Origin of the sequence: Promicromonospora sp. NPDC090134, assembly GCF_044746965.1 — a bacterium.
Classification (GTDB): Bacteria; Actinomycetota; Actinomycetes; order Actinomycetales; family Cellulomonadaceae; genus Promicromonospora.
The window spans coordinates 125,790-143,696 of record NZ_JBIVCZ010000006.1; the positions used below are offsets into that span (position 1 = coordinate 125,790).

The 17,907-nt window shown below is 73.9% G+C and carries 16 protein-coding genes; 11 read left to right on the plus strand and 5 right to left on the minus strand.

Annotated elements, in window-relative coordinates:
- The first annotated feature begins 142 nt into the window (after positions 1-142).
- The 4 genes from ACIPN7_RS17435 to ACIPN7_RS17450 all read left to right on the plus strand — a co-directional run bounded on the left by ACIPN7_RS17435 (position 143) and on the right by ACIPN7_RS17450 (position 5,260).
- Positions 143-1,186: an ADP-ribosylglycohydrolase family protein gene (locus tag ACIPN7_RS17435; RefSeq protein WP_400544759.1), complete on the plus strand. Its 1,044-nt coding sequence runs from the start codon at positions 143-145 to the stop codon at positions 1,184-1,186.
- Positions 1,183-2,190: an ADP-ribosylglycohydrolase family protein gene (locus ACIPN7_RS17440; protein ID WP_400544762.1), complete on the plus strand. Its 1,008-nt coding sequence runs from the start codon at positions 1,183-1,185 to the stop codon at positions 2,188-2,190. The genes ACIPN7_RS17435 and ACIPN7_RS17440 overlap by 4 nt, the downstream gene beginning before the upstream one ends.
- 133 nt (positions 2,191-2,323) lie before the next feature.
- Positions 2,324-3,973 (plus strand): FAD-dependent oxidoreductase, encoded by a 1,650-nt coding sequence (locus tag ACIPN7_RS17445; RefSeq protein ID WP_400544765.1) that lies wholly within the window; start codon positions 2,324-2,326, stop codon positions 3,971-3,973.
- Between the two features lie 63 nt (positions 3,974-4,036).
- Positions 4,037-5,260, plus strand: coding sequence for a sensor histidine kinase (locus tag ACIPN7_RS17450; protein WP_400544768.1), 1,224 nt, complete (start codon positions 4,037-4,039; stop codon positions 5,258-5,260).
- Positions 5,261-5,300: 40 nt separating this feature from the next.
- Here the strand turns inward: ACIPN7_RS17450 and ACIPN7_RS17455 are convergent, their stop codons facing one another.
- From ACIPN7_RS17455 to ACIPN7_RS17475, 5 genes are all read right to left on the minus strand, one after another.
- Positions 5,301-6,572, minus strand: coding sequence for a prolyl oligopeptidase family serine peptidase (locus ACIPN7_RS17455; protein WP_400544771.1), 1,272 nt, complete (start codon positions 6,570-6,572; stop codon positions 5,301-5,303).
- A gap of 133 nt (positions 6,573-6,705) precedes the next feature.
- Complete coding sequence (locus tag ACIPN7_RS17460) at positions 6,706-7,515, minus strand: ABC transporter permease (protein ID WP_400544774.1); 810 nt, start codon at positions 7,513-7,515, stop codon at positions 6,706-6,708.
- Positions 7,512-8,546: an ATP-binding cassette domain-containing protein gene (locus tag ACIPN7_RS17465; RefSeq protein ID WP_400544777.1), complete on the minus strand. Its 1,035-nt coding sequence runs from the start codon at positions 8,544-8,546 to the stop codon at positions 7,512-7,514. Before ACIPN7_RS17465 ends, ACIPN7_RS17460 begins: the two co-directional genes overlap by 4 nt.
- A gap of 79 nt (positions 8,547-8,625) precedes the next feature.
- Positions 8,626-9,288, minus strand: a complete 663-nt coding sequence (locus ACIPN7_RS17470) for a GntR family transcriptional regulator (RefSeq protein ID WP_400544780.1) — start codon at positions 9,286-9,288, stop codon at positions 8,626-8,628.
- Between the two features lie 46 nt (positions 9,289-9,334).
- On the minus strand, positions 9,335-10,336 hold the full coding sequence (locus ACIPN7_RS17475) for an ornithine cyclodeaminase family protein (protein WP_400544783.1): 1,002 nt from the start codon (positions 10,334-10,336) through the stop codon (positions 9,335-9,337).
- Between the two features lie 276 nt (positions 10,337-10,612).
- On the opposite strand from ACIPN7_RS17475, the gene ACIPN7_RS17480 reads away from it, so the two are divergent.
- Genes ACIPN7_RS17480 through ACIPN7_RS17510 form a run of 7 tightly spaced genes read left to right on the plus strand, consistent with a single transcriptional unit; the run spans position 10,613 to position 17,835 of the window.
- The gene (locus ACIPN7_RS17480) at positions 10,613-11,533 is read left to right on the plus strand and encodes an ABC transporter permease (protein ID WP_400544786.1); all 921 of its coding nucleotides are present in this window, start codon (positions 10,613-10,615) and stop codon (positions 11,531-11,533) included.
- Positions 11,533-12,414, plus strand: coding sequence for an ABC transporter permease (locus ACIPN7_RS17485; RefSeq protein WP_400544789.1), 882 nt, complete (start codon positions 11,533-11,535; stop codon positions 12,412-12,414). Before ACIPN7_RS17480 ends, ACIPN7_RS17485 begins: the two co-directional genes overlap by 1 nt.
- 7 nt (positions 12,415-12,421) lie before the next feature.
- Complete coding sequence (locus ACIPN7_RS17490; RefSeq protein ID WP_400544792.1) at positions 12,422-13,462, plus strand: ABC transporter ATP-binding protein; 1,041 nt, start codon at positions 12,422-12,424, stop codon at positions 13,460-13,462.
- A complete protein-coding gene (locus ACIPN7_RS17495; RefSeq protein ID WP_400544794.1) occupies positions 13,459-14,262 on the plus strand; it encodes an ATP-binding cassette domain-containing protein in 804 nt (267 codons plus the stop codon). The genes ACIPN7_RS17490 and ACIPN7_RS17495 overlap by 4 nt, the downstream gene beginning before the upstream one ends.
- Positions 14,263-14,314: 52 nt before the next feature.
- Positions 14,315-15,832, plus strand: coding sequence for an ABC transporter substrate-binding protein (locus tag ACIPN7_RS17500; protein WP_400544797.1), 1,518 nt, complete (start codon positions 14,315-14,317; stop codon positions 15,830-15,832).
- A 45-nt stretch (positions 15,833-15,877) separates the two neighbouring features.
- Positions 15,878-17,086 (plus strand): amidohydrolase family protein, encoded by a 1,209-nt coding sequence (locus tag ACIPN7_RS17505; protein ID WP_400544800.1) that lies wholly within the window; start codon positions 15,878-15,880, stop codon positions 17,084-17,086.
- Positions 17,083-17,835 (plus strand): aspartate/glutamate racemase family protein, encoded by a 753-nt coding sequence (locus ACIPN7_RS17510; RefSeq protein WP_400544803.1) that lies wholly within the window; start codon positions 17,083-17,085, stop codon positions 17,833-17,835. The genes ACIPN7_RS17505 and ACIPN7_RS17510 overlap by 4 nt, the downstream gene beginning before the upstream one ends.
- Positions 17,836-17,907: the final 72 nt, after the last annotated feature.

Here is a 17,907-nt window from a genome sequence, read left to right on the forward strand (position 1 = left end):
GTCACCCTGTGATGCAAGACACAAGCGCAAATAGGTGCGCAAACACCTCGGCGCCACGCATGCTCAGCCTGCTTGCTGCATGCAAAACGTTGCGTTCTGCGGCAACGAAGCCGGAGAAATGACAGCCGAGGACCGGAGGAGCATGAACAACGACCGTGCGCGCGGAGCGCTGCTCGGCCTGGCGATCGGCGACGCGATGGGCGCACCGACCGAGGGCATGACCCTTCCCGCGATCCGCGAGAAGTGGGGCCGGGTGCGCGGCTTCGTCGACCCCGACGCCGCCGGTACCGACGACACCGAGTACGCCGTCCTGTGCGCCCGCGGCGTGCTGCGGGCCGGCGCGGACCTGACGTCCGAGGTGGTGGCCGACACGTGGCTGGAGGCGCTGGAGGCGCAGCGCACCGGGTTCAACCGCGCGGGCTTCAGCGAGATGATCGCGATCGCCAACCTCCACGCGGGCATGGCGCCGCCCGCCAGCGGGCAGCGCAACGCGGAGACCTGGAGCGACGGCGCCGCCATGCGGGTCGCCCCGATCGGCGTCTACGCCGCCGGCGACCCCGCGCTCGCGATCCGGATGGCCCGCGCCGACGCGCAGGTCAGCCACTCGCGGGACGGCATCTGGTGCGCCCAGGCGATCGCCGCCGGCGTGGCCGTCGCCATGGTCGAGGACGACGTCGACCCCGTGCTGGACGCCATGCTCGCCGCCATGCCCGCCGACTCCTGGTCGGCCCGCACGGCCCGCCGCGCGCTCGACGTCGCGGCCCGCGCCGGCTCGCCGGAGGAGGCCGAGGAGGCCCTGTTCGAGACGATCCCGCTGCGGCACTACATGTGGGCCGACGTCGCCCCCGAGGCCGTCGCGCTGACCATCGGCCTGCTGCGCGCCAACGACGGTGCGACGAGCGTCATCGAGTCGGGCGTCAACATCGGCCGCGACTCCGACACCATCGCGGCGATGGCCGGCGCGGTCGCCGGCGCCCTGCACGGTCAGAGCGCGTTCGACCCGGCGCACGTCGCCCAGGTGCGGTCCGTGACGGGCCAGTGCATCGCCGCGACGGCCGGCACCGACCTGGTGGACCTGGCCGACGCGCTGGCCGAGCGTGCGGCCGCGGACCGTGCGACGACCAACCGCGCGACCACCGACGACGTCCGCGGCGACGCGGGCCGTGGCAAGGAGGACCGAGCATGACCCACCGTCTCGACCGCGCCGTCGGCGCCGTGCACGGGCTGGCGCTGGGCGACGCCCTCGGGGCGCCGGCCGGCGAGCACCGGACCGTCCGTGACCCGTGGGTGCGGCAGATGCTCCGCAAGGGGGCGCTGGAGCTGGACGAGTCCAGGGTGCTGCGCCCGGTGGTGCCGTTCGTCCTGACCGCCGTGGACTCACCGTCGCTCGTGGCGACGGACGACGCCGAGACGTTCGCGGTCGCCGCCCGGGTGCTGCTGGAGGCTCCGGGGTGGGACCAGGACGGCCTGTTCGACACCTGGCGCGCCCTGCTCGACACGCCCGACACGTGGACCGGCGCCGCGCAGCGCTCGGCGCTGCTCAACGCGGCGGCCGGGCTGCGCCCGCCCCACACCGGGGCCGACAACCCGGCGTTCTACGACGACACGGCGCTGCCCGGGGCGCTGGCGGCGGCGATCGCCACCGCCGACCCGGCGTCGGCGGCCGGGCTGGCGCGCACCTACGCGACGATCACGCACGACGGCATCGGGGTCCACGCGGCCGCCGTGTTCGCCCGCCTCGTGGGCCACCTGCTCCAGGGTGCGCCGGTCGGGGACGCCCTGAGCGCGGCCGACGAGGACCTCGCCGCCGACGACTGGCTCGCCGACGGCGTGCGCGACGCGCTGCGGATCGCGGGCGACGCACGCTCGCCCTTCGCGGCGGTCCCGCCGCTCGTGGCCCGGTTCGCCCCGCGCACCTACAGCCACCCGGGCACGGTCGCGGAGACCCTGCCGCTCGCCGTGGCGATCCTCGTGCTCGCCGAGGGCGACCACGAGACGGCGCTGCCCCTGGCGCTGTCGGTCACCCGGCACCAGGACAGCCTGCCCGCGCTGGTCGGCGCGCTGTGCGGCGCCGCGGGGAGCGCCCCGGAGGCGGCGGACCTGGACGTGCTGCAGGGCGTGACGGTGCCGGCCGTCGCCGGGCGGTCGCTCGCCGCGCTGGCGACGGCGCTCGACGAGCAGCGGGCCTGACGCCGGCCCTCGCGTCCGCCCCACCGTGGGCGGGGGGCCGGCGATATCCTGGCCCCCTGCCCATCGGACCCCTCCGGGCACCTGCGCGCGAGCTCCGGGCGCCGGGTCGAGGGCCCCGCGGAGGAAGGCTGAGATGACGACGACCGACCAGCAGTTCACCGATCCGGCGCTCGACCTGCGGCTCACCGACGCCCAGTGGCAGAAGCTCATCGCCCACGCCACGCCGCGCGACGTCGAGCGGGGCGACTACGTCTTCCGGACCGGCGAGCGCGACTACCCGATGGTCCTGGTCGAGTCCGGCGAGATCGAGGTGGTGCGCGACGCGCTGCGCTGGGTCGGCGAGGAGGTCGTCGCCACCATGGGGCCGAGGTCCTTCGCCGGCGAGCTGGGGCTGCTCAACGGCCAGAGCGCCTTCCTCTCGGCGCGGGCGACCGGTCCGGGCCGGGTCTGGTTCCTCGCGCGTCCGGACCTGCGCCGGATCCTGGCCCAGGAGGACGAGCTCGGCGACGCCGTGCTGCACGCCCTGTGGGCCCGGCGGGAGCTGCTGCGGCGCGGCCCGGCGGCACTGACCCTCAAGTTCGTCGGGCTGGAGGCCTCGGGGGAGTTCCTCGCGCTGCGCCGCTTCGCGGAACGCCTCGACCTGGTCCACACCGCCGTCCCTCTCGACCCGGACGGCGCCCTGACGCACCCGCTGCACGACTACGCCGTCGAGGACCTGCCCATCGCCTTCGTCCAGGGCGAGCCGATCGTGCGGGCGACGCCCGGCATCATCGCCGAGCAGCTGGGGCTGAGCTACGAGGCCACCGACGAGGACGTCGTGGACCTCGTGGTGATCGGCGGCGGTCCAGCCGGGCTCGCGGCGTCCATCTACGCCGCGTCGGAGGGGCTGAGCACGCTGCTGCTGGAGGCGATCGCCCCCGGCGGGCAGGCGGCGTCGACCTCCCGCATCGAGAACTTCCTCGGCTTCCCCTTCGGGGTCAGCGGGGGCGCCCTGATCGGGCAGGCGACGCTGCAGGCCATCAAGTTCGGGGTGCGCGTCTGCGCCCCGTGCGAGACGGCCGCGCTCTCCTCCGCCGGTGACGAGCTCGCGGTGACGCTCACCGACGGCCGGGTCATCCGTGCCCGTGCCGCGATCGTCGCGTCGGGGGCGGCCTACCGCCGGCTGCGCCTGGAGCGCTGGGCGGACTTCGAGGGCGCCGGCATCCACTACGCGGCCACGCCCCTGGAGCTCAAGCAGGTCACGGAGTCGCCCGTCGTCGTCGTGGGCGGGGCGAACTCCGCGGGCCAGGCCGCCCTGTACCTCGCCGCGAACGGCTGCCCGGTGCACCTGGTCGTCCGGGGCAGCGACCTGGGCGCCCGGATGTCCTCCTACCTGGTCGACCGGCTCGTCGAGGACCCGCGCATCCAGGTCCACCGCGAGTCGAACATCGTGGGGCTGGACGGCAACGGGCACCTGGAGTCCGTCGCGATCGACACCGCCGGCCAGGTCGAGGCGCGGGGCCTGTTCTGCTTCATCGGCGCCGAGCCCGCGACGTCGTGGCTCCCGACGCTCGACCGGGACCCGGCGGGGTTCATCCGCACCGGGGTCGACGTCACGCCGGAGGCGCTCGCGCACTGGCAGCCGCTCGGGCGCGGCCCGCTCCCGTTCGAGACCTCCGTGCCGCGGGTCTTCGCGGTCGGCGACGTACGCCGGGGCTCGATGAAGCGCGTGGCCGCCGCCGTCGGCGAGGGGTCCAGCGCCGTCGCGTCGGTGCACCAGGTGCTCGGAGCGCCCGTCGCCTGACCCGCCGGTGGCGCGGGCCCCCGACCCGGTCCATGACATGTGTCATGCCCGTAACCTGGCCGGATGAGCATCCAGCCCGGGTACGCGGCGGCGTCGGCGGGTGCCGCGTCGGCGGCGTCCGCGGCCGCCGAGGTGCGGCTCACCCGGAGCGTGTCCGCGACGTGGTGGTACATGGCCGTCGCGATCGTGGTCTTCGAGCTCGCCCTCGCCGTCGTCTCGGTGGACACCCTCGTGCGGAGCGGCGTCGGCGCCGTCGAGGTCACTGTCGTCGCGGTCGCCGGCCTGCTGTGGTGGCTGGCCACGCTCGTACCCCTGGCCGACTACCGCCATCGGACGGAGGCGGCGCCGCTGCTGGTCTGGCGCCGCCACGGCCCGGCGCTGCTGATCGGCCTGGCCTACGGGCTCGCCGCCGGCGTCGTCACCGACCTGTGGGTGCTGGGTGCCCTGCCCGTGATCCAGTCGGCGATGCTGCTGAACTGGCCGCCGGGCGTGCGGTTCCGCGTGGTGCTGGCCGCGACCGCGCTGCTCGTGGCCCTGTCCCTGATCGACTCCGCCCTGGTCCTCGAGGAGACCGGTGGCGCGGGCTGGGCCCGGCTGGTCTTCCTGTCCGCGACGCTGCCGGCCATCACCGTCTCGTCGCTGTGGTGGTGGGACGTGCTCGTCACGCTCGACCGCGCCCGCGCCTCGGAGGCGCGGCTCGCCGCGACCCAGGAGCGGCTGCGGGTCGCCACCGACGTGCACGACCTGCAGGGGCACCACCTCCAGGTGATCGCCCTCCAGCTCGAGCTCGCCGAGCGGCTCGCGCCGCACGACCCCGAGGCGGGCATGGAGCAGCTGCGCGCCGCACGCGTCAGCGTGGACGCCGCCCGGCAGGGCACGCGCGACCTGGCCACCCGCTTCCGCTCCGTCCCGCTGCCCGACGAGCTCGCCAACGCCGTGGACCTGCTCCGGGCCGCGGGCACGGACGCCGAGGCGACGGTGGACCCGGACGCGTCGTCGGCCCCGGCCTCGGCCCTGGGGCCGGTGATCCGGGAGACGACGACGAACGTGCTGCGCCACGGCGGCGGGCGCCGGGCCCGCCTCAGCCTCACGCGGGCGGACGGGGTGTGGCGCTACGAGATCTCGAACGACGTCGCGGCCGTGGCCGTCGCGGAGGACGGGGGCGGCGCGGGGCTGGACGGGATCGCGCGCCGGGCCGCGGAGGTGGGCGGCCACCTCGACGTGCGGCGCGAGGGCGAGACCTTCACGGTGGTCGTCACCGTGCCCGCCGACGGCGCCGGACGCTGACCCCGGGGCTCGCCGCCGTCCCCCGGGGTCCCGGCCGGGCTCAGCGCCGCGTGGACGCCATCCACTCCCAGATGCTCGTGCCGTCGTGGCGCGGGTCGTTCCGGGCGACGTAGATCCACGACCAGTGCCCGGGGTAGGTGTTCCCGTCCCACGTGACGTTCTCGTACAGGCTCATGATCGAGCCGTCGATCCGCTCGTGGGCGTAGACGGTGTTCGCCTGGGCGTTCAGCGTGGTGTCGTCGGCCGAGGCCACGAGCCACGTCGGCGTGGTCGTCGCGGCGAGCTCGGCGTCGGAGATGAAGTAGGTGCCCGAGCCGTCGCGGGGGCCGATGCCGCAGCAGATCGGCGCGGAGGTCGCGAACACGTCCGCGTACTCGGCGACCATCTTCAGCGACATGTACCCGCCGTTCGAGCAGCCGACCACGTGGACCCGGCTCGGGTCGATCCGGTGCGCCGCGGCGACCTCCTCGATCGCCTCCAGGACGAGCGGCGCGAAGCCGTCGCCGTCCTGCATCCAGGCCGACGTCGCCTGCGGGGCGAGCACGTAGGCGCCGCCGAAGATCTCCTGGGCCTCCGGCGTGGCGAAACCGAGCGCGCCCCGGTTGGCCCGCAGCTGCGTCTCGTTGTCGTAGTAGTCGTACCGGTCGTTGATGAGGCCGCCCTCGCCGCCGCCGTGCAGCCAGACGACGAGCGCCGCGCGGTCCCCGCCCCGCCGGCGCGACGGGGAGAAGAGGCGGTAGTTCAGGCCCGACGTGGTCGCGTGGTAGCCGAACGCGTCGACCTCCGGGTCGGACACGCGGCCCTGGCGGAACGAGTCCAGGACGACCGCGCCGCCCCCGCCCCGGGCGCGCAGCGGCTCGACCTGCGTGACGGCGTGGTCGAGGTCCAGCACCACGTTGCGGCCGTACGCGCCGAGGTACTGCAGCGTGCTGCCGCCGTCGACCCCCCACCCGTGCTCCAGCTCCAGGAGGATCTCGCCGCGGCGCGTCCACCGCGCGGCGGTCACCACCCGGTCCTGCTCGTAGGCGACCAGCCCGGTGAGCGGGTTGGTGGCGGTGACGTGCACCGCGAACGTCGACGCCGTCAGCGAGGACCGTTCCACGCGGCCCAGCCGGTGGGCCGACACGACGAGCGAGGTCACCTGCTCACCGCCGTCGAGCACCTCGGCGACGGGCGTCACCAGGGCGTCCGCGCGCTCGCGCCCGGCGGCGACCGGGGCGCTCGCGGCGGCGGCGGGTGCGCCCAGCAGGGCCGAGGCGCCGACGGCGGCGCCGGAGACGAGCACGGTGCGGCGGGAGATCGGGGTGCTCATGGCGGAACTCCTTTGTTCGGGGCCAAGGAGCCGGCAGTCGCCGTGGAGCGCACCACCGGCCACCCCGGAGGCTAGTGACCGGTGTCGGCGCACGTCAACGAGTCGCCGCCGAGGCAGCGCGTGACCGGTGCGGTCAGGACTTGGTGCGGTAGATGTGCATCGCGATCGGACCCAGCACCGCCGTGAGCGCGGCGGACGCGATCAGCACCCAGAGGATCTCGGAGGTGTCGGCGCTGCCCGCCATCAGGCCGCGCACGGCGGTGACCAGGTGGCTCACGGGGTTGACCTCCACGAACGCGCGCAGGCCCGACGGCATGGTGGCGGGGTCCACGAAGACGTTGGAGGCGAACGTGAGCGGCATGAGCACGAGCATCGAGATGCCCATCACCGCGTTGGGCGAGCGCACCAGCAGCCCGAGGATGATGAAGGTCCAGCTCAGCGCGAACGCGAACACCAGCAGGAGCAGCACCCCGAGCACCACGCCCAGGAACCCGCCGTCGGGCCGGAAGCCGAGCACCAGGCCCAGCGCGATGGTGATGACCGAGGCGATCGTGTAGCGCACGGTGTCGCCCAGCAGGGCGCCGACGACGGGCGACGGCCGCCAGATGGGCAGCGACCGGAACCGGTCGAAGACGCCCTTGGAGATGTCGTTGTTGAGCGTGTAGCCGGTGTAGATCGTCACGAACAGGATGGTCTGCACCAGGATGCCGGGCAGCAGGAACTGGACGTACGCCTGCGTGGAGCCGGCGAGCGCCCCGCCGAACAGGTACGTGAACATCAGCGTGAAGATGATGGGGGAGACCAGCACGTCGAAGAGCTGCTCGGGCACGTGCTTGATCTTCAGCAGCGCGCGCCAGCCGAACGTCAGCGTGGTCGACACGGCCGACGGGCGGGACGGGCGCTCCGTCAGGGCGACGGCGTCGCGCAGGGTGGTCGTGGTCATCGGGGCACCTCCGTGGTCCGGCGCGCGCCCGGCTCGGTGGAGGTCCCGTCGGCGGCCGCCTCCTCCTCGTCGGGCAGGGGCTGGCCCGTCAGGGCGAGGAACACCTCGTCCAGGCTCGGCTGGCCCAGCGTGAACTCGGGGACGCTGATCCCGGCCTCGGCCAGCGCCGGCAGCAGCCGGGGGACGGCGTCGGCGCCGTCGTCGGGCACGCGCGCGGAGATGGTGTGCGGGTCGGAGCCGAAGGTGGCCTCGGTTCGCAGGACGCGCTCGGTGATCTCCGCGGCCCGGCCGCGCTCGGACACCTCGGCGACGCGCAGGTGCACGGCCCCCTCGCCGACCGACCGCTTGAGGTCGCTCGCGGTGCCCTCGGCGACGGTGACGCCGTGGTCGACGACGGCGATGCGGTCCGCGAGCTGGTCTGCCTCGTCGAGGTACTGGGTGGTGAGCAGCACGGTGGCGCCGTCGTCCACGAGCACCCGCACGATGTCCCACACCTGGTTGCGGCTGCGCGGGTCCAGGCCGGTGGTCGGCTCGTCGAGGAACAGCACGCGCGGGGCGAGCACGAGCGACGCGGCGAGGTCGATGCGCCGGTGCATGCCGCCGGAGTAGGTCTTGACCTGCCGGGACCCGGCGTCGTCGAGGTCGAACGCCTCCAGCAGGCCCTCCACGCGCCGCCGGGCGGCGGCCGGGGCGAAGCCGTAGAGCCGGGCGAGCATGAGCAGGTTCTCGGTGCCGGTCAGGTCCTCGTCCACGGACGCGTACTGCCCGGTCAGCCCGACGGCGGAGCGGACGGCGTCGGCGTCGCGCACCACGTCGTGGCCCAGCACGGTCGCGGTGCCGGCGTCGGGCCGCAGCAGGGTGGCGAGCATCCGGACCACGGTGGTCTTGCCCGCGCCGTTGGGGCCCAGCAGGCCGAAGACGCTGCCCTCGGCGATCGAGAGGTCGATCCCGTCGACGGCCTTGGTGACGGACTTGCGGCTGGTGAAGTGCTTGACGAGGCCTCGGGCCTCGACAGCGAGCGAGTCGGTCATACGATCCCTCCTCGTTGCCACTGTTGCACCGCACGGCCCGACTCTCAATCCGGTTCGGCGGCTCCCGAACGCCCGGGCCTCACTCGTCGCGCAGCAGTATCCCGAGCGACGGCGCCCGCCCCTTCTCGATGTGCGCGAACGCGATCGACTCGGCGAGCCGGTCGTTGCCGGACGCGATGACCTCCAGCAGCTCGTCGTGCTCGTGCGACTGCCCGGCGGGGTCCCGCTCCGCGGTGAGGTAGAACAGCCACGTCATGCGGCCCAGCACGCCGCGCATGATCGAGGCCAGCAGCTCGTTGCCGGCCAGCTCCACGACCCGCTCGTGGTAGGTCGTGTGCGCCTCGGCGATCTCCAGGCGGTCGCCGCTCTCCACCGCCGCGTGCGCGAGGTCGAGGGACGCGGTGAGCGCGGCCGTGCTCGCGCCCTCGCGCACCGCGCCGGCCGCCTGGCGGGCGGCCAGCGACTCGATCGAGAGGCGCACGTCGAACAGCTCGTTGACGGCGCGCCCCGTCCAGGTCGTGACGCGGGCGCTGCGCCGCGGCGCCGTCGTCAGGAAGCCCTCGTTCTCCAGGTGCGGGATCGCCGCGCGGATGGGGATGCGCGACACGTCGAGCTCGTCGGCGAGGCGGGCCTCCTTGAGCGCGGAGCCCTGCGGGTAGTCGCCCAGGATGATGCCGCGGCGCAGGGTCTGGTACATCTGCGCCGACAACGGCTCGCCGAGCCCGGGCTGCGGTTCGGTCATCGGGGCGGCTCCTCGGGGAGTGCGGTGGTGGACGGGCGCGCCGGGCTCATGCCCGGGTGCGCACCATCGTCCCAGCCTCGGCCTGTGCTGCCCGACGCAGCACGTGGTCGGCGGCGGCGAGGTCCTGCAGCCCGATCCCGACGGAGTTGAACACCGTGACGCCGGACGCGTCCGTGCGCCCCGGGCCGTGGCCCACGAGCACCTCGCCGAGCTCCACGAGGTCGCCCTCCCGCAGCACGCCCGCCGCGATCGCGTTGCGGACGTTGCCCGAGTCGGCCAGCGCCACGGCCCGCGCGTCGACGACGGTGACGGCGGCGCGGGCGAAGACCTCGGGGGGCACCTCCGAGAACTCGGGGCGCGGCGGCGAGCCGACGGCGTTCACGTGCGTGCCGGGGGAGAGCCAGCCGGCCCGCAGGATCGGCGTCTCGGCCGGGGTGAGCGTGCAGACGACGTCGGCCCCGTCGACGGCGGCGCGCGCGTCGGCGGTCGAGACCGCGGGCAGGCCGGCCGCTTGGAGCGAGTCGGCGAGCTCGGCGCCGCGGACCGCCGAGCGGGACCACACGCGCACCTCGTCGAGGTCGAGCACGTGGGCGAGCGCGAGGGCGTGCTCGCGGGCGAGCGCGCCCGCCCCGAGCAGGGCGACGGTGCCGGCGCCGGGACGGGCCAGCGTGCGGGAGGCGAGCGCGGTCACGGCGGCGGTGCGCAGCCGGGTGACGGCGCGCCCGTCGAGGAGGCCGACGCACTCGCCCGTCTCGGCCGAGTAGACCGAGATCGTGGAGCGCTGCGCCGGCAGCCCGGCGGACCGGTTGCGGGGCCGGTCGGCGAGCACCTTGATCGCGAACAGCCCCAGCTCCGGGGCGAACGAGGTCATGGGCACCACCGCCGGCCCGTCCGCGGTGCGGTCGCCCGGTGCCCGCAGGGCATGCGGGGCGGGCTGGACCGCCAGCCCGGCCGCGAGCCAGCGGTGCGCCTGGTCGAGCGAGGCGAGGAGACCTGCCGGCTCCACCAGTCCTTCCACTTGCTCCGACGTGAGCACGCGTGTGGTCATGCGACCTCCTGAACTCGTTTCTGTATCCCAGATGGCCGAACCCTCGGTTGAACCCGATCTCTGCCGGCCCGGTTCGCGCGCCTGAACAGCCGGTGTTCCGCACACCGAAGGGCCGGAAACTCTCGCATAATTCCAGGGATTCTCCGAGGTCACAAGCCCTTCGAGCCCACTTCGGAGGTTTCACTCACCCGAAACCGACCGATACGCAGATGAAACAAATCCAGCCCAATCTGTATACAGATCACTTCGAACAACCTCGAAGGGGGTGAGTGCTCCATGGCGAGATTTCTCGTCACCCGAACGCTGCAGGCGCTCGCGACGATCTTCGTGGTCGTCACCGTGGCCTTCCTGCTCGGCCGCCTGAGCGGCAGCCCCGCCGCGCTGCTCCTGACCGAGAACGCGACCCGGGAGCAGATCGACGAGCTGAACACGCGGCTCGGCTTCGACCAGCCGCTGCCGGTGCAGTACGTCGAGTACCTGCGCGGCATCCTCGGCGGCGACTTCGGCGACTCGTACCGGCAGGCCGGCGTCTCGTCGATGGACCTCGTGCTGGAGCGGCTGCCCGCGTCTCTCGGCCTGGGCGCGATCGGCCTCGCGCTCGGGCTCGTGCTGGCGTTCGCCGCGACCATCACCACGCACCTCGCGCGCAGTCGCACGCTGCGCACCACGTTCCTCGGCCTCGGCTCGGCGCGGCAGGCGATCCCCGACTTCTTCTTCGGGCTGCTGCTCGTGCTCGTGTTCTCGGTGACGCTGGGCTGGCTGCCCTCGCTCGGCAACCGGGACCCGCTCGCGATCGTCATGCCTGCGCTGACGATCGCCACCGCCCAGTTCGTGGTCTACACCCGGCTGCTCGACAACGCCCTGTCCGAGCAGGGGCGGCTCGACTACGCGCGCACGGCGGTGGCCCGCGGCGAGAACCGGTTCCGCGTGGTGGTGGGCGAGCTGCTGCCCAACGCGTCCCTGCCGGTGCTCACCATCGCCGCCATCAACCTCGGCTCGTTCCTCGGCGGCCTGGTGATCGTCGAGAACGTCTTCGCCTGGCCGGGCATGGGCCAGCTCATGCTCAGCGCCGTCTACTCGCGCGACTTCCCGGTCGTGCAGTCGGGGCTGATCGTCGTCGCCGCCCTGTTCATCCTGTCCAACCTGCTGGTCGACGCCGCGAGCGCGCTCATCGACCCGAGAGTGAGGCGCGCCTGATGACCGACACCGACCTGGTCAGGAAGCCGGCGGCGGCGCGCGTCGTCGCCGCGGCCGCCGGCCTCACCCCGCTGGAGCGGACGGGCGTCGCGCTCGTGACCGCCGTCGTGCTCTTCTGCGTGGTCACCCCGTTCCTGCCGCTCTACGCGCCGTACGCGCAGGACCTGTCGCGCGCGTTCGTGCCGCCGCTGACCGACGCCGCCCACCCGCTCGGCACCGACATGCTCGGCCGCGACCTGGCGAGCCGCCTGGCCCTGGGCGGGCTCGTCTCGCTCGGCATCGTGCTGCTGGTGGTGGTCGTGAACGCGATCATCGGCATGGTCGTCGGCCTGCTCGCCGGCTATCACGGCGGCCGCCTCGACAACGTGCTCATGGGCTGGGCCGACGTGCAGCTCGCGATGCCCGTGATCCTCGTGCTCATCGCGCTGTCGGCGGCCGTGGGTCCGAGCGTGTGGCTCATGGTCGGCACGCTCGCGGCCACCTACTGGGTGGGCTACGCCCGTGTGGCGCGCGGCACGGCCATGACCCTGCGCGACCGCGACTTCGTGCTCGTCCCGCGCATCCAGGGCGCCTCCGCCACCTGGACCATCAGCCGCCACATCGCCCCGGGCGTCGCGGTGCAGATGCTGATTCTCGCGTCCAGCGACATCGGGGCGGTGCTGCTGCTCACCAGCTCGTTCGACTACCTCGGCCTCGGGGTGCAGCCGCCCGTGCCGAGCTGGGGCCTGCTCATCAGCGAGGGCCAGAAGTACATCCGGCAGGCGCCGTACCTCTCGGTGGTGCCCGGCATCGCGATCTTCCTGGTCGTGATCGGCACCAACCTGATCAGCCAGCGATTCACGGCCGAGCGCGACCTGCGCTCGGCGCGGCGACGGAAGTGAGGACCACATGACCACGCCAGTGCTGCTCCGCGTCGCCGACCTGTCGGTCGGCTACCGCGACGCCGACGGCGCCGAGGTGCGCCTCGTCGACGGCGTCGGCTTCACCGTGCACGAGGGGCGGGTGCTCTGCCTGGTCGGGGAGTCCGGCTCGGGCAAGAGCCTGACGATGGCCGCCGTGCTCGGCCTGCTGCCCGAGGGGCTCGAGGTGTTCTCCGGCACCGTGCGGTTCCGCGGCCGCGACCTGCTCACCCTGCCCGAGCGCGAGCTGCGGGCGCTGCGCGGCAACGAGCTCGCGATGGTCTTCCAGGACCCGATGACGGCGCTCAACCCCGTCAAGCGCGTCGGCGCGCAGATCGCCCGCGCCGTCCGCGCCCACCATCCCCGCACGCCGCGCGCCCAGGTGCTGGCCCGCGTCGAGGAGCTGCTCACCGAGGTGGGCGTGCCCGACCCCGCCGAGCGCGCCCGGAGCTACCCGCACCAGTGGTCCGGCGGCATGCGCCAGCGCGCCGTGATCGCGATGGCCATGGCGAACCGCCCCGCGCTGCTGATCGCCGACGAGCCCACCACGGCGCTCGACGTGACCATCCAGGCGCAGATCATGGACGTGCTCGCCGACGCGCGGGCGACGTCGGGCGCCGCGATGGTGCTCATCACGCACGACCTGGGCCTCGTGGCGCAGGTCGCCGACGAGATCTGCATCATGTACGCCGGCCGGATCGTCGAGCGCGGCACCGTGTGGACCGTCTTCGACGAGGCTCGCCACCCGTACACCGCCGGGCTGCTCGGCAGCCTGCTGTCCGCCGAGCGGGCCGGGTCGCGCGCCTACGCGATCCCCGGGTCGCCGCCTGCGCCGACCCGGCGCCCGCCCGGGTGCGCGTTCGCGACCCGCTGCGAGCTCCCGGCGCGCTCCGAGCTGTGCGGCACGACGCGCCCGGAGCTGCGGCCCGCGACGGACGGCGGGGCGGTCGACGCCGACGGCGTCACGCACGAGTCCGCGTGCCACCACGCCGACCGCACGCGCGAGTTCGCCCGGGCGGTGACCGCATGAGCGCCGTGCTGGAGATCGACGACCTGCACGTGCGGTTCAGCTCTCGCCGCGGCCTGCGCGGCCGCAGCGTCGTGCACGCCGTCGACGGCGTGAGCCTCACCCTCGGCCGCGGCGAGACGCTCGGGCTCGTGGGGGAGTCGGGCTGCGGCAAGTCCACGCTCGTGCGCACGGTGTTCGGGCTCAACACCCCGGCGTCCGGCTCGGTCTCGATCCTCGGGCAGCGCATGCAGGGGCTCGCGCCGGCGGCGCGCCGCAAGGTGCTCAGCAGCGTCCAGCTCGTCTTCCAGGACCCGTACTCGTCGCTCGACCCGCGCATGCGCGTGCACGACATCGTCGCGGAACCGCTGCGCATCGCCGGCCGGTACGCGCCGGACCGGGTCGTGGAGCTGCTCGCCGAGGTGGGCCTCGACGCCGACGTGCAGCATCGCCGTCCGGCGCAGTTCTCCGGCGGTCAGCGCCAACGCATCGGCATCGCCCGGGCGCTCGCGCTGCGCCCCGAGATCCTCGTGCTCGACGAGCCCGTCTCCGCGCTCGACGTCTCGGTGCAGGCGCAGGTGGTGAACCTGCTCATGGACCTCCAGGAGCGGCTCGGCCTGTCGTACCTGTTCATCGCCCACGACCTCGCCGTCGTGCGGCACCTGTCCGACCGGGTCGCGGTGATGCGGCAGGGCCGCATCGTCGAGACCGGCGACCGCGACCAGATCTTCGACGCGCCGCGGCACCCGTACACCGCGTCCCTCCTGGCGTCGATCCCGCACCCCGACCCGTACCTGCGCCCCGGCGCGCCGCCCCGCCCCTGACACCCGCCCGGGCAACACCCCGAGCAGCACCCCGAACCGTAAGGAACAGAGCATGCTCCGACACCGCACCCGACCTGCCGCCGCCGTCGCCCTCGTGGCCGCCCTCGCCCTCAGCGGCTGCTCCGCCGCCGGCGGCACCACCGCCGTCTCGCACGACCTCACCGTCGGCGCCGTCACCGAGCCCGAGCGGCAGCCCGACCCGCTCGTGGAGGGCTCGCTGGCCGGCTTCAACTACTACTACAACCTCTACGACCAGCTCACCACGCTCAACGCCGACGGCGAGATCGAGCCGTCCGTGGCGACCGCGTGGACGCCGAACGACGACTTCACCGAGTGGACCTTCACGCTGCGGGACGACGTCACCTTCCACAACGGCGAACCCCTCACCGCCGGCGACGTCGCGTTCAGCTACAACCAGGTGATGAACACGCCCGACTCCGACATCCGCGGCTACATGGGCATGCTCGAGTCGGCGGAGGCGACGGACGACACGACCGTCGTGTTCACGCTCAGCTCCCCGTTCTCGCCGTGGCCCTCGATCACCACCGCGGTGTCGATCGTGCCGGAGGACGTGTACACCGAGCTCGGCCCGGAGGGCTTCGTCGAGGCACCGGTGGGCTCGGGGCCGTTCACGTACGTGAGCTGGACGCGCGGCGTCGAGTACGTGCTGGAGGGCAACGACGACTACTGGGGCGGCGCCCCGGAGGTCGACACCCTCACCTTCCAGACCGTCGCCGACGAGGAGGCGCGCCTGAACGGCGTCATCGCGGGCAGCCTGGACGTCGCGCTCATCTCGCCCAACCAGGCCTCCGCCGTCGACGGCTCGGGGGCCGAGATCGCGTCGCGGGAGTCGAACGGCGTGATCTTCCTCGGCACCAACTCCACGAAGGGCGCGCTCACCGACCCGCTCGTGCGGCGGGCGATCCACCTCGCGATCGACAAGGAGGAGCTCGTGGCGCAGGCCCTCGGCGGCCGTGCCGTCGTGAACGACCAGCCCGTCGCGCCCAACGTCACCGGCTACGTGGCGGACGCCGAGGCGCCCGGCTTCGACCCCGAGGCCGCGAAGGAGCTGCTCGCGCAGTCCTCGTACGACGGCGAGGCGATCCCCTTCGAGTACGCGACCGACGGCCGCATCCCGCTCAGCTCCGAGGTGGCGCAGGCGATCGCCGGCTACCTCGACGCCGTCGGCATCAAGGTCGAGCTCGTCGGGATGGACCAGGCGAGCCTCTCGAACAAGATCTACGGCACCGTGAACATGGAGGGCCTGTTCCTCAACACGTGGGCGCCCACCACGATGGACGCCGACATGCCCGCCACGAACTTCTTCGCCGGCGGCCAGAACGACTACGCCAGGTCGCCCGAGACGCAGGCGCTGGTCGAGGAGCAGCGGACGGTCGACGGCGCCGAGCGCGAGGCCGTGTTCGCCGAGCTCTCCGAGACCAACTGGGACAACGGCTACCTGATCCCGCTCTACACCCCGATGGCCGACTACGCGGTGAGCCCCGACATCGACTGGGCGCCCCGCGTGGACGGCGAGTACGTGCTCAAGGACGTCACCTTCGCGCAGTAGCCGGACGCCCCACCCCCTCTCGCCGACCGCCCCTGGAGGAACCCCATGCCCCGCACCGTCATCCGTTCCGTCCGCCCGTGGGGCGGCGCCCCCGCCGACGTCGTGCTCGACGACGGCCTCGTGCGCGAGGTCGTCCCGGCGGGCACGGCCGCCGCCGGCGCGGCCGAGATCGCGGGCGACGACGGCATCCTCGTGCCGTCGTTCTCCGACGTGCACGTGCACCTCGACTCCACCCGCCTCGGCCTGCCCTTCCGCCCGCTGAGCGCGGGCCCCACCCGCTGGGACCGCATCATGAACGACCGCGCGCACTGGCGCACGGCCGAGGCCCCCGTGGCCGACCGGGCCACCGAGACGCTGCGCCGCATGATCGCCCTGGGCGCCACCCGCGTGCGCTCGCACGCCCAGGTCGACGCCGACTCCAAGCTCGAGAAGTTCGAGGGCGTGCTCGCCGCGCGCGCGGCCCACTCGGCGTCGGCGTCGGTCGAGATCGTCGTGTTCCCGCAGGTCGGCATCCACCTCGAACCGGGCGTGCCGGAGCTCATGGACGAGGCGCTGAGCTCCGGCGGCGACCTCGTAGGCGGTATCGACCCCTGCGAGATCGACCGCGACCCGCGGCGCCACCTCGACACCGTGTTCGAGCTCGCCGAACGCCACCAGAAGGGCGTGGACATCCACCTGCACGAGCCGGGCGAGCTCGGCCTCTTCTCGATGAGCCTGGTCACCGAGCGCGTGCGCGCGCTCGGCATGCAGGGCCGGGTGACCATCTCGCACGCCTTCGCGCTGGGCTCCGGGCTCGCAGGCGCGGAGCGGACGATCGACGAGCTCGCCGAGCTGGACGTCGCCGTCACCACGATCGCCCCCGGCGGGCGGCTCGAGCTGCCCCTCGAACGGATGGTCACCGCAGGCGTGCGCGTGGGCCTCGGCATGGACGGCCAGCGCGACTACTGGTCCCCCTGGGGCAACGCCGACATGCTGGAGCGCGCCTGGCTGCTCGCCCACTCGCAGGGCTGGTCGCGCGACGACCTCATCGAGCTCGGCCTCGCCGTCGCCACCTGGGGCGGGGCGTCCGTCATCGACGGGCGGACCCCGCGGCTCACCGGCGTCGGCCACCACCCCGGGATCGCCGTCGGCGACCCGGCCGACCTCGTGATCCTGCGCGGCGAGACGCCGACGTCGGCGGTCATGGACCGCCTCCCGGGCCGCACGGTGATCCACGCCGGCCGCGTCGTGGCCGTCGACGGCGAGCTCGTGTGACCGCGCCCTCGGCGGGCCTGCCGGGCCCGACGCTCCTGGTCGTGAACTGCAACACCACGCGCGCCATGACCGAGGCGATCGCCGCGGTCGCCGCCGGCGCCGCCTCGCCCGGCACCACCGTCGTCGGCCTGACGCCGTCCTGGGGCCCGGCCTCCGCCGAGGGCTACTTCGAGAGCTACGTGACGGCGCTCGCGGTGCTGGACGCCGTGCTCGCCCACCGCGGCCCGTACGACGCCGTGATCATGGCCGGCTACGGCGAGCACGGCCGGGAGGGCTTGCGGCAGGCGATCGACGTGCCGGTCGTCGACATCACCGAGGCGTCGGCCTTCCTCGCGTGCCTCGTCGCCCACCGGTTCGGCGTGGTGACGACGGTCGCCACCGCGATCCCCGGCATCGAGGACTCGCTGCGTGGTGCCGGGGTGCTCGGGCGGTGCGCGGGTGTGGTCGCCGCCGACGTGCCGGTGCTCGACATCGAGGCCGACGTCGAGCAGACGGCGGAGGCGCTGGAGTCCACGGGCGCCCGGCTCGTCGCCGCGGGCGCCGACGCCCTGGTGCTCGGCTGCGCGGGCTTCGCCGGGCTCGACGTCGAGCTGGAGCGGCGTCTCGGCGTGCCGGTGCTCGACAGCGTGACCAGCGCGGTGCGGCTCGCGGAATCCCTCGTCGCGCTCGGCAAGACGACGAGCACGGCGGGGCCGTACCGCCGGCCCGACCCGGCGAAGGCGTGGGTGGGGCGGCGACCCGGGGCCTAGACGCCGGGTCCGGGATCGGTCCCGTCCGGCAGCGCGGAGTGACCACCCGGGTGAACCGGTCCGGAACCACCC